Source organism: Christensenella hongkongensis (genome assembly GCF_000981035.1).
GTDB lineage: Bacteria > Bacillota > Clostridia > Christensenellales > Christensenellaceae > Christensenella > Christensenella hongkongensis.
In genome coordinates this window covers 93,603-105,510 of the sequence record NZ_LAYJ01000103.1, presented here as the reverse complement: position 1 = coordinate 105,510, position 11,908 = coordinate 93,603, and the positions used below count along the sequence as shown (strand labels likewise).

The following is an 11,908-nucleotide window of genomic DNA, read 5'->3' as shown; positions in this document are numbered from 1 at the left end:
ACCGTGATAAGCTCGTACTGCCCGTTGACCTTGCATGCGTAACAGACGGCAAACGCAAGGATGTGCCGCTTAGCGGCGTATCGGACGAGGAAGTGTATATCGACATTGGGAAAGAGACTGCGGCCAAATACAGCGAAACCTTAAACTATGCGCAGACGGTTTTCATCAATGGGCCAATGGGCGTATTTGAGGACAGGGAATCCGAGCTTGGGACAAGGGCGGTATGGGAAGCGATCGCGCATTCGGACGCATATTCAGTGGTAGGCGGAGGAGACAGCGTGACCGCAACCAAGAAGTTCGGGCTCAAGGATGAGATGTCGTACATCTGCACAGGAGGCGGAGCCCTGGTGCGCTTCCTTTCCAACGAAGAGCTTCCGGTTATCAGGGCCTTAAAGCACGGCTCAAAGCTATGATTCGGACTTAGAGGCGTTCGGATTTTGGAAATGTGATTTTCCCTGAAACCTTTTCCGAAAAAAATAGAATTAGTAATTGACAAACACAAAATCATGAAGTATACTTTTGGTATACCAAAACACAAAAACATCTTAGCAATACATTTTTTACTTAAGAGCAGAAACATCATAGAAATTTAGTATAACAGAGAAAATTATGACAAAATAAAATTGTATACCTGTAGTATTCAATCGTGTGTTGAAATGGGACACCAGTCTTAATCCAAAACAAAATTATTCTAATAACAAAATAGCAAATAACCAGAAATGATGATCGTTTATATGGACATTTTCATTCGCAACTGATTCATCCATAAGCTAACTGCTTTTGCGCTTTTTTGTGAATGAAAAAATATTGCTGTATCGGGTGTTTGCTGGGTGCCGGATCAAAAGGAATGTTTTATAACAATAAAATACAAAGGAGAGACAAGAGATGTTGTACGGAACAAAAGGAACGATGCAGGTTGATTATGAAGAACGAATCGACTTTAACCGGATGAGAAAGCAGCGGGTACAGAGGATTAAGGATGCAATGGCAAAGACGGATTTCAGCTGCCTGTTGCTGTTCGCAACAGAGAACAAGCGGTACGCCACATCGACGGCGGTTGCGTCGCCTGAGGTAGATAACATGGGACGCTATGCAATCGTGCCCCGCGACGGCGAGCCATATATCTTTGGATTCGGTTCCGAAGCGGCAGCGGAAAAGCTGAATTGCCCGTGGATCGCAGATCGTGCGTATCCGGCGCATACAACCATGTTCGGGGCGCTGCCGGCAGCATGGAAAACACATCTTGATAACTTTGAGGCGGACCTTAAGATGGTGATGGAGCAAAATGGGATCGATCCAAAGGATCCGATCGGCGTGGATATCATAGACGGAGAGCTGCTGACAGAGCTGCAGGCACGGGGATATACGCTTGGCAACGGGCAGGAGGTGATGCTGCAGGCGCGTGAAATCAAGACGGACGATGAAATACTTGTGATGATGAATGCTGCGGCGACAGTAGACGCGGCCTTCTACCAGATGGCGCGTGCGCTGCATCCGGGAGTGCGCGAGAACGAGCTGCAGGGAATTGCGGCAAACGAGCTGCATCGCCTTGGCGGGCAATGGGCGATTAACATTCAGATGACGAGCGGAACGAGGACGCACCCGCATCCGCATTTGTCTTCAGACAGGCTGATCCAGCCGGGAGACCTGGTATTTGCAGATATTGTGACGCTGATGAACGGATACCATACGTGCTACTACCGCACCCTGTGCTGTGGGGAGCCGACGCAAAAAGCGAAGGACGTATACAAAAGCGCATACGAAATGATACTGGCGGGGATCGAGCAGTGTAAGGTGGGAAACACGACGGCGGACGTGGTGAACGCATGGCCGAAGTGCGACCATTGGGGATTCAAAAACCAGGGAGAATCATTCGGACTGGCATTCGCACACGGCCTTGGCGTGGGGTTATGGGAGAGGCCTATGATCGAAAGGAGCTTCTCGATTGACCATCCTGTAGAGCTGAAGGAAGGAATGGTGATCGCAATCGAGACATACGACGGGGAAGGACATATCGGAGCACGCATCGAGGACGAGCTTGTCATCACAAAGGACGGGCCGCTGGTATTCAGCAAGTTCCCGCGGCATGAGCTGATTGCCTGCCCGATTCTGTAGGAAGAAAAATGAAGGGGGGAAAGGACAAATGAAAATGAAAGCAGCAAGATGGCATGGAAAACAGGATATCCGGATTGAAGAACTGGAGGTTCCAAAGCCGGCGGCAGACGAGGTATTGATTCAGGTGAAAAGGTGCGGCATCTGTGGTACAGACCTGCACGAGTATGTGCACGGCGCGCAGACGCTGTGGGTGGATAAGCCGCATCCACTGACAGGGCACATGGGCCCTCTTGTGATGGGACATGAGTTCTCAGGCGTGATCGCGGAGATGGGATCAGAAGTAGATAAAAGCAGGTGGCAGGAAGGCGAGCGCGTATGCGTGATGCCGCTGCTGCACTGCGGAAAATGCAAGTATTGCCGGATGGGGCTTGAGCATATGTGCGAGCAGTTTGGTGCAATCGGATTGCAGTGGCCTTATGGCGGATTTGGAGAATACTGCACGGTAAAGGAATATAATCTGGTGAAGATACCGGACAATGTGACGTACGAGCAGGGGGCGTGCGTAGAACCATTATCGGTGGCATTGTACGGAATCAGGAGGGGCAACCTGCAGATCGGCAACCAGCTGTTGATCACAGGCGGCGGCCCGACGGCGAGCCTGACGCTTCTTGGAGCCAAGGCTGCGGGAGCATCGTTTATCTACATGACGGAAATCCAGCCGGGGCGCAGACAGCGCTGCGAGCAGTGGGGAGCCAGCGAGGTATTTGATCCGACAAAGGTGGACGTGGCGGAGGAGATCCGTAAAAGGACGGACGGCTACGGAGTGGACATCGCAATCGAGTGTACAGGCGCGGAAGCGGCAATGCGCGATGCGTTCGGATCGCTGAGAAAGCGTGGTATGTACGTACAGAGCGGGCTGCCGGTGGGCGAAGTGACACTGCCGGCGTTCGACTGGGCATACAGGGATTACAATATGTGCGGGCTGTGGTGCTTCAATACATATGATTTTGAAGCGAGCGTAGCGCTGATCGCATCGGGGAGGATTCCGGTAGAGAAGGTGGTAACGCGCGTAATGCCTGTGGAGCAGACGAAGGAAGCGTTTGATATCCTGTCGGCGGACAAATCCGGACAGGAGGTTAAGATCCAGATTTCCTTTGAATGAGGAGATGGCTGAAAACAATACGAATTGAAAGGTGGCGTTGGAATGGGAAAAGAAATGTTGCTTCAACTCAGAGGAATCATCAAGGACTTCCCGGGAACACGGGCGCTCAAAGAAGTCAATCTTCAGGTAGCAAAAGGCGAGGTGCATGCAGTAATTGGTGAAAATGGCGCAGGAAAATCAACACTGATGAATATTATTGCGGGTGTATTCCCACAAACTGCGGGGACGATAGAATTTGAAGGAAAAGAAGTGCATTTTTTTAGTCCGCTGGACGCACAGAAGCTTGGGATTGGAATCGTACATCAGGAAATAAGCCTGTGTCCCCAAATATCGGTAGCGGAGAATATCTATATGGGCAGGCTGCCCAAAACAAAAGCGGGAATGGTCGATTACAAAAAAATGCACAGGGAATGTGAAGAGTTGTTCAAGAATTTTTCCGCACAGATATCGCCAAAAGCAAAGGTAATGGATTTATCCATAGCTGAACAGCAGATTGTGGAAATAGTAAGATCGCTTTCGCTTGACTGTAAATTGATTATTTTGGATGAACCGACCTCTTCGCTGACAGAAGTAGAGACAAGGGATCTCTTTAAAGTGGTGAATCATCTCAGAGAGCAGGGAATCAGCGTTCTGTATATCAGCCACAGATTATCTGAAGTGATTGAAATCTGCGACAGGGTTTCTGTTTATCGCGACGGAGAATATGTGGACACTCAGAATGTATGTGATATTAATACGGATAAAATGGTTTCGATGATGGTGGGGCGCACTTTGGAAAGCATCTATCCTGCAAAGTCGAAACATATTGCGGAGGAAGAACTGCTAAAGGTATCGGGTTTTTCGCGGCAGGGAAAATTTGAGGACATCAGTTTTTCCCTGCGCAGGGGTGAGATATTAGGATTTTCAGGACTCATCGGAGCGGGGAGAAGCGAGGTGGCGCGGGCAATTTGCGGAATTGATCCGAAGGAATCAGGGGTTGTTGAAATAAAAGGGAAAAAGGTCAATATTCGCGATTATAAAGATGCAATCAGTAAGGGGCTTGCTTATATCACGGAAGACAGAAAAGGCGACGGACTTTTCATTGATTACAACATCAAACAAAACATTTCAGCCGCGGCTTTGAGGAAAGTAAAAAAAGGAAAATTGCTGGATGACCGGAAGGAAACAAAGCTGGCGGAGGACTATGTAAAGAAAATAAAAATCAAGGTTTCGTCACTCAAGCAGTTATGTTCCAGCCTGAGCGGTGGCAACCAGCAAAAGGTATTGTTTGCCAAATGGCTTGCGGTAGAACCTGAGATTCTTATTATCGACGAACCGACCAGGGGGATCGACGTAGGAGTCCGACTTGAAATCTACAAGATATTAAGGGAACTATGCGACAGCGGCAAGGGCGTGATTGTAATATCCTCGGATTTACCGGAAGTGATTGGATTGTGCGACAGGGTAATTATTATGCGTGAAGGCGTGGTATCGGGCGTTGTTTCTGAAAATGAAATCAATGAAGAGGCGATTATGCGGGCCGCATCACATTAATGGGGGAACAATAACATGGAAAATAACTTAAGCAGTGAAAACTTGAAGCAGTCGACTTTCAAACGGTTTTTGGGCGCGAAGGAGGTACCAGTCCTTCTGATAACGATCGGTTTCTTTATTATCATGTCGATCGCTTCGCCACACTTTTTAACGGAAAAAAACATATTGACAACACTGGTAGGGCTATCGGCGGAAGGAATCGTCGTGATCGGGATGACACTGATCCTGGCAATGGGAGGGATTGACCTTTCCGTAGGATCAGTTATGGGACTGGCGTCGATGATTGCAGCGACAATGGCGGCGGCGGGAGCCAATATCTGGCTTGCGGCGCTCGTAGGAATCATCGCTGGTGCCGGATGTGGATTCGCAAACGGTTTCATGATTGGCAAAGTAAAATTGACTCCGTTTATTATGACGCTCGCTATGATGAGTATTGCCAAGGGAATCACCATGCTCGCGACCTCTGGATCTGCGTTATCAATTCCCAGCGCGGATGAAAGCTTTCTTTTCCTGGGACAGGGGACGATCGGGAATATACCGTTTATTATCATTATTTTTGCAGCGCTGGCAGTCTTATTCTATTTCCTGATGAAAAAGACGGAGCTATTTCGTAATGTGTTTTACGTCGGAAGCAATGAAAAGGCAGCGCGGCTATCCGGCGTCAACGTAATGAAAATGAAATTTGTGATGTATACGCTGGTAGGGCTTTTGTCGGCGCTCGCAGGAATCGTCAGTCTCTCGCGGTTTGGGGCCTGTACGCCGACTACCGGCGAAGGCGTGGAAATGAATGCGATTTCCGCAGCAGTGATCGGCGGGGCAAGCCTCTCCGGAGGCGAAGGCTCAATCCTCGGCGCAGTGCTTGGTATCATTTTGCTCAATGTAGTAAATAACGGCCTTATTCTGTTGAATGTATCGGTTTATGGGCAGGATCTTGTGAGCGGAGCGATTCTGCTGATCGCTGTTACGATTGATACGTTTAGTCATGCGAGAAAAGCAAGATAAAAAAGATTTGGGGCCTGAAAGGCCACCGAAACGATAATGTGAGTATCACAATAATAAATGGAGGGGAAAATGAAAAATTTGAAAAGAGTCCTGTTGGTGGGAATGGTAGTGGTTTTTGCTGTGGTATGCTTTATGGCGTGTGGCCAGCAGTCCGGGACATCGGAAGGCGGAGAGGCCACGGGAACGGTATCCATTGGAGATGCAAATGATGAATACTATATGATCACTTTTATGAACGGCCTTGAATTCTGGAAGGATTGTTACCGCGGATTTGAAGATGCCGCAAAAATTTACGGCGCGAAAACGGTCTACACCGGTGCACAGGAATTTGACATCAATCAGCAGATTACCGTACTGGAGCAGGTCTTGGCTAAAAATCCTGCCGGAATCGCGATTACCTGCGTGAATGACGAAGCGCTCAGAGAACCGATCAATAAAGCGATTGAACAGGGCGTTGAGGTTGTGGTTTTCGATTCGGATTCGCCGGAAAGCGACAGGTATTCCATTCTGCAGACCGGAAATGCAAACGCCGGATCTAAGGCGGCAGACCAAATGGCGGAAGCGCTTGGCGGTACAGGAGAAGTCGGTGTTATTTATACGGCGGGAACGCCCACGCACGAAGCACGCGCACAGGGGATCAAGGATGCAATCGAGGCAAATTATCCCAATATGACGGTCGTTGCAGAAGGGAATTACGATGGCGAACAGGCGGACGCATCGCGTGCGGTTTCCGCGATGTTGCAGGGAAATCCGAACATCAAAGGTGTTTTTGCGGTCAATTCTCCCGGCGGCCTTGGCGCGGCAACGGCAGTGCGTGAGGCGGGACTGTCAGATTCTGTTAAAGTAATCGCATTTGACCATGATGAAACTGTTTACCAGGCGATCAAAGACGGTTCTATTTATGCGACAGTGAAACAGGGCGCATATAATATGGGCTTTTGGTCTATGCAGTTCCTCTTCGCGACCAAGAATAACCTGGTTAATCCTGTAGACGGATGGAGAGAAAACGGCCTCAGTCCGTTGCCGCCTTATGTGGATACAGGCGTTGACATCGTCACAGCAGAGAACCTTGACGCATTTTACCAGGGCTGATAACCTGATTCCTGTAAAAGCGGAGAAGGTATGGCGAATCTAATCTTCTCCGCTTTCCAGGCGTAGGAAAAGGAGAGCATCATGTTAAAAGATAAAATTGCTATTGTAACGGGAGGGGCACGGGGAATCGGCCGGGCGGTTGCGTTCAATATGGCCTCATACGGTGCAAAAATTGCACTTTTTGATCTGAATGAAAAAGGACTTAAAGAGACGGCTGAACAAATCAATGCGGGAGGCGGAAACGCAATTTACTGCATAACAGATGTTTCAAAAAAGGAAAATTGTGAAGCGTCCGTCCAAAGGACGGTGGAAAAATTTGGGACAGTCGATATTCTTGCGAACTGTGCGGGCATTTCCCACGCGGGAAGATTGGACGAACTGGTGGAAAGAGACTGGGATAAAGTCATGGATATCAATTTAAAGGGGACTTTCTTTTTAAGCCAGCTTGTCAGCAAAATCATGATCGAAAAAGGGTATGGTAAAATTGTCAATACCGCCTCACAGGCGGCAAAGGTAGGCGAAGCAGGAAACGGAGTATATTGCATTTCGAAGGCGGGTATCGTTATGATGACACAGGTGATGGCGTTGGAATTGGCAGAATATGGAATCAACGTAAACGCGGTATGCCCCGGCTATACGGATACTGCCATTATGCAGCAGGTGTTTTTGGAAAGAGGGCCTCTCCTTGGAATGACGCCGGAGGAATGCAAAAAAGACTTTTTGGAAAATGTTCCGTTAAAGCGAATGGCACGTCCGGATGAGATCGGCGAGCTGATGTCCTTTCTGGCAAGCGATAAATCAAGCTACATTACGGGAGTGGCAATCAGTATAGCCGGAGGGAAAATATTATTTTAAAGTAGCCGAACCTATGCAAAACGCGGATATGGATATTTTGCGGTTTATTGCGCGTCAAAGGCGGCGATACTCAATTTTACCCGTTCCTTTGCCTTTGAGGCAATCAAGCATGGCGTCTTTGTAAATGCGATCTGTCCGGGCAATATGTATACGGAAATGCACGTACAGTCCCTGAAGGAAGAAGCGGAGATCGAAGGAGTATCCTTTGAAGAAATGAGGGAAAAATACCGCATGGCGATTCCTGTCCAGCGGCATGGCACGGGCGATGATATCGCGCGGGCGCTCGTATTCCTTTGCTCGGAGGATTCGGGTTATACGATTGGCGAATCACTCAATGTAAGCGGAGGACTGGAGATGTGCTGAGCAGGCTAAAATAATAAATGAACCGTTCCCTTTGGACGACAGGGAAAGACGCGCTGCTTTTTTGCGGCGCGTCTTTCCCGTTTCCTGAAAAGTAAATTTGAATTTTATTGCCAATGCGTATAAAATGAAGGAAATAACAGGAGGTAAATGGGGATGGAATATGTAATTGCACACGATCTTGGCACGTCGGGAAACAAAGCGACTCTGGTAGGAACCGACGGTAAGGTTGTGATGGACGAGACCTATCACTATAATACAAATTATTTTGGAACGGGGTGTGCGGAGCAATCCCCGCAGGACTGGCTGGAAGCGGTGGTCAAAACGACAAAAAGCATTGCCAGCCGCGTAGACAGCAAAGATATTTTGGCGGTTACCTTCAGCGGGCAGATGCAGGCGTGCGTCTGTCTCGACCGGGATGGGAATTTGTTGCATGACGGAATCATCTGGTGCGATCAGCGTGCGGAAAAACAGACCGGAATCATCGTGCGCGAGATGGGAGCGGAAAATGTATACCGCATTACAGGACACAGGGCAAGCCCTGTCTATACGATTGAAAAAGCGATGTGGCTGAAGGAGCATGAGCCGGAGCTTTTTGCCAAAACATACCGGATCGTCGGAGCGAAGGATTACGTGATCTACCGGCTCACCGGACGATATGTGACGGATTATTCGGACGCGTCCGGCATGGGCGTTTACGACATCAACCGGCTTGCGTGGTCGGAGGAAATCTGCCGTGCGGCAGGGATCAGCCCGGATTTATTGCCGGAGGTTGTCGCATCGACGGATATTGTCGGCGAGGTTTGTGGCGGGATTGCGCGTGAAATGGGGCTCGCGCAGGGAACGCGCGTGGTCTGCGGCGGCGGCGACGGATCGTGCGCGGCTGTGGGCGCGGGCGCTGTGGAGGAAAACAGCGCATATATTTGTATGGGAACGTCCGCATGGGTGGGCGCTGCCACCAAAAAACCATTTTTGGACGATAAGATGCGGGTGATTAACTTCCTGCACCTCAAAAAGGGAATGTATATGCCGTGCGGCCCGACCTCTTCGTGCGGGAACGTGTATAACTGGATGATCGATATGCTTTACCGCGGTGAGGCGGATGCGTTCAGCCTTGCGGAACAGGAAATCGGTAAATCACAGGCAGGGGCGAACGGGCTCGTTTTTCTGCCATACCTGTCCGGCGAACGCGCGCCGATCTGGGATCCGGGCGCGCGGGGATCGTTTGTCGGGCTTGCCATGAATCATAACAGGGGAGACATGATGCGTGCCGTTACCGAGGGCATCAGTATGAACCTCGGGCTTATTCTGGACGCGTTCCGTGATTTTATACCAATCACGCAGCTAAACCAGATCGGTGGGAGCGAAAACGATACGTGGCGGCAGATTTTGAGCAGCATAATGGATGCACAGATTTGCAAGGTGCAGAACAACAAGCACGCGACGTCGCTTGGAGCTGCTACGGCAGCAGTGGTCGGGCTTGGGATTTACGCTGATTTCGACGATGCGAAGGGATTCATCCACGTGGACAGGGCTGTTTCCCCAAATCCTAAGGAGCGGCAGGTATACGGGGAACTGATGGAAGTATTTTCCCAGAGCTACCACGACCTGAAAAACGTTTATTCGCAACTTGGCAGGTTCCGGCAGGCAGAATAGGATAATTGTTGCTTCCGATGCGGGAAATACGCATTGAACAAGGGTGCAAAGTGACGTATAATAAAAGGGTAAATGAGATTTGCACAGAGGAGGAAGGACATGAAAAAAATTACTCTCGTATTAGACGGCTCGGCAGACAGGCCGAATGCTGCTTTGGGTAATAAAACGCCGCTGGAATACGCAAAAACGCCCGCGCTCGACGGGTTATTCCAAAAATCCACGGGTGGGACGGTGCTTACGATTCCAAAAGGGCTTGAAGTGGGAAGCGCTGTCGCAAACCTGAGTTTGCTGGGCTTTGATCCGCATACCTACAGGGGCCGCGCGATCATCGAGGCTGCGGGGCTGCATATGCCGATGAATGAGGACGATATGTACATCCGCTGCAATATGGTAACCTTTGAAGGAGACAGCTTTGAAACGAGCCGTATCAAGAGCTACAGCGCGTACGACATCGCCACACAGGTGGCGGAGCCGGTAATGAAGGAGCTTGCCGAAGAGGTGTTTGGAGGCGAATATGAGCTTCATTACTGCGGTTCGTTCCGCAATATTCTGATCGTAAAGGGCGGCAAAAAGCTGTATCCGGTAGACTTTGAACCTGCGCACGACATCATCGGCCAGGATATCGCGCCGTTTATCAGGACGGAGGGCAAACAGGCGAAATTTTTTGAACTGATGAAGAAATCATATGATTTCCTGAAGGATAAGGGAATCCCGGCAAACGGATTATGGTTCTGGGGCGCTTCTATCATGCCGGAAATCAAAGGAGATACGCGTGGACGCGTAGCGCTTTCAGAGACGCTGCTTATGGATGGGATTACAACGATTGCAGGTCTGCCAAATATTGGAACAGAACGTGAAGGACGCAGCTTTGACGATTTTCTGGAGGAGAAGCTTGAAAAAGCAGTGAAGGCAGTACGCGAATACGAGGACATCTATGTGCATATTCAGGAAACGGACGATTTGAGCCACGAACTGATGCCGGTGGAAAAAATGCAGGCAATCGAATCGATTGACCGCGTGTTTTTGAAGCCGTTTCTCGAAAGCATTGAGGATGATTATACCCTCTCGATTGCTTCCGACCATTTTACATTTTCGGATACGGGCAGCCACGGCGGGGAGCCGGTGCCGTTTTTATTCTACGATTCCACAGATGAAAAACAGCAGGACGGACGGTTTACCGAGCAGGATTGCAGGGATAAACACTTTGAGGTCACTGCCGCCCAGTTAAAGGGAATGCAGCATAATTAAGCTGGGTTTTCCGCTGGCAGGCTTTTTTGTTCAGCGAATAAGGTTTTATGGTAAAACCATATCAGGAGGAAGATCATATGGAACAGATGAACGGGAACCAGCAGCCAGGTGAAGGCAATAACAATCAGCAGCAACAGCAGCAGCCACCGGTACAGGAGCAGCAATACGCGCAGCAACCGCCACCGCCGCAGGGCCAGCAGTATGCCGGGCAGCAGCCAATGCAGGGGCAGCCGTATATGCAGCAGCAACCGCCAATCGAGCAGCATATCCATTACCATACGGCTCCGCCTGCCGCAACGAGGTCAAACGGGTGCGCGGCAGCAGGGTTTGTGTGCGCGCTGATTGGGCTGATTCTGTGTTGGGTGCCTTTCTTTGGAGCAATCCTATTGCTTTTGGGGCTTATTTTTTCGATCGTTGGCATTGCACTTTCAAAATCGAGGGGTGAAGGCAGGGGACTTGCGATTGCAGGCCTTGTGCTATCCCTGATTCCGCTGCTATTGGTCATTACGGGCGTCGTAGGTATTCTGGGCTGTTCCGGAATGCTGTAATAGTCTGCGATAAAGACTTTTCACGGCGGTATGCCGGAAAGAAACGCTTGACAGCGCTTTGCGATTTCTGATATAATATAAAATCATAAATAAAGACGAAACCAGTGATTCAGAAGAGTAACCGAAAGAACCGCTTTTCAGAGAGTGGCGGATGGTGAGATCGCCGCAGCACAGGACTTTGGGTGAATGGACTGATGAGGGCAGGGAGAAAGGCAGCGCGCCGAGTAATACCTGACGGGAATTCCCGCCGTTATGAGGGAAAAGCAGTTGATTGATTGCTTATGAGAGGACGCTTCGCGTCAATTCGGGTGGCACCGCAGAGGTTTCAGACCTTTGTCCCAGAGATTGGGACAAAGGTCTTTTTGTTTATGACAAATAAAACAATGTTGAAGGGAGA

10 protein-coding genes and 1 pseudogene are annotated in these 11,908 nt (G+C 49.7%); all 11 read left to right on the top strand.

From position 1 onward, the window contains the following. A partial coding sequence (pgk, locus tag CHK_RS09415; protein WP_046443795.1) for a phosphoglycerate kinase occupies positions 1-413 on the top strand: 413 nt, incomplete at its 5' end. A gap of 472 nt (positions 414-885) precedes the next feature. After that, a complete protein-coding gene (locus CHK_RS09410) occupies positions 886-2,115 on the top strand; it encodes a M24 family metallopeptidase (protein ID WP_046443794.1) in 1,230 nt (409 codons plus the stop codon). A gap of 28 nt (positions 2,116-2,143) precedes the next feature. Then, the gene (locus tag CHK_RS09405) at positions 2,144-3,217 is read left to right on the top strand and encodes a 2,3-butanediol dehydrogenase (protein WP_052740489.1); all 1,074 of its coding nucleotides are present in this window, start codon (positions 2,144-2,146) and stop codon (positions 3,215-3,217) included. A 42-nt stretch (positions 3,218-3,259) separates the two neighbouring features. After that, positions 3,260-4,750 carry a sugar ABC transporter ATP-binding protein gene (locus tag CHK_RS09400; protein WP_046443793.1) on the top strand — a complete coding sequence of 497 codons (1,491 nt, stop codon included), beginning with the start codon at positions 3,260-3,262 and terminating at the stop codon, positions 4,748-4,750. Between the two features lie 15 nt (positions 4,751-4,765). Continuing rightward, complete coding sequence (locus CHK_RS09395; RefSeq protein WP_046443792.1) at positions 4,766-5,752, top strand: ABC transporter permease; 987 nt, start codon at positions 4,766-4,768, stop codon at positions 5,750-5,752. 69 nt (positions 5,753-5,821) lie between these two features. Then, positions 5,822-6,844: a substrate-binding domain-containing protein gene (locus CHK_RS09390; protein ID WP_052740488.1), complete on the top strand. Its 1,023-nt coding sequence runs from the start codon at positions 5,822-5,824 to the stop codon at positions 6,842-6,844. 81 nt (positions 6,845-6,925) lie between these two features. Further along, entirely contained in the window at positions 6,926-7,699 is a 774-nt protein-coding gene (locus CHK_RS09385; protein ID WP_046443791.1) for an SDR family NAD(P)-dependent oxidoreductase, read from the top strand. Between the two features lie 24 nt (positions 7,700-7,723). Next, positions 7,724-8,062: pseudogene (locus tag CHK_RS16635) on the top strand (SDR family NAD(P)-dependent oxidoreductase); the annotation flags it as partial. A gap of 153 nt (positions 8,063-8,215) precedes the next feature. Beyond that, positions 8,216-9,715 carry a xylulokinase gene (gene xylB, locus CHK_RS09375; protein ID WP_046443790.1) on the top strand — a complete coding sequence of 500 codons (1,500 nt, stop codon included), beginning with the start codon at positions 8,216-8,218 and terminating at the stop codon, positions 9,713-9,715. 99 nt (positions 9,716-9,814) lie between these two features. Beyond that, positions 9,815-10,963, top strand: a complete 1,149-nt coding sequence (locus CHK_RS09370) for an alkaline phosphatase family protein (protein ID WP_046443789.1) — start codon at positions 9,815-9,817, stop codon at positions 10,961-10,963. Positions 10,964-11,040: 77 nt separating this feature from the next. Continuing rightward, the gene (locus CHK_RS15730; RefSeq protein WP_052740486.1) at positions 11,041-11,511 is read left to right on the top strand and encodes a hypothetical protein; all 471 of its coding nucleotides are present in this window, start codon (positions 11,041-11,043) and stop codon (positions 11,509-11,511) included. Positions 11,512-11,908 lie beyond the last annotated feature (397 nt).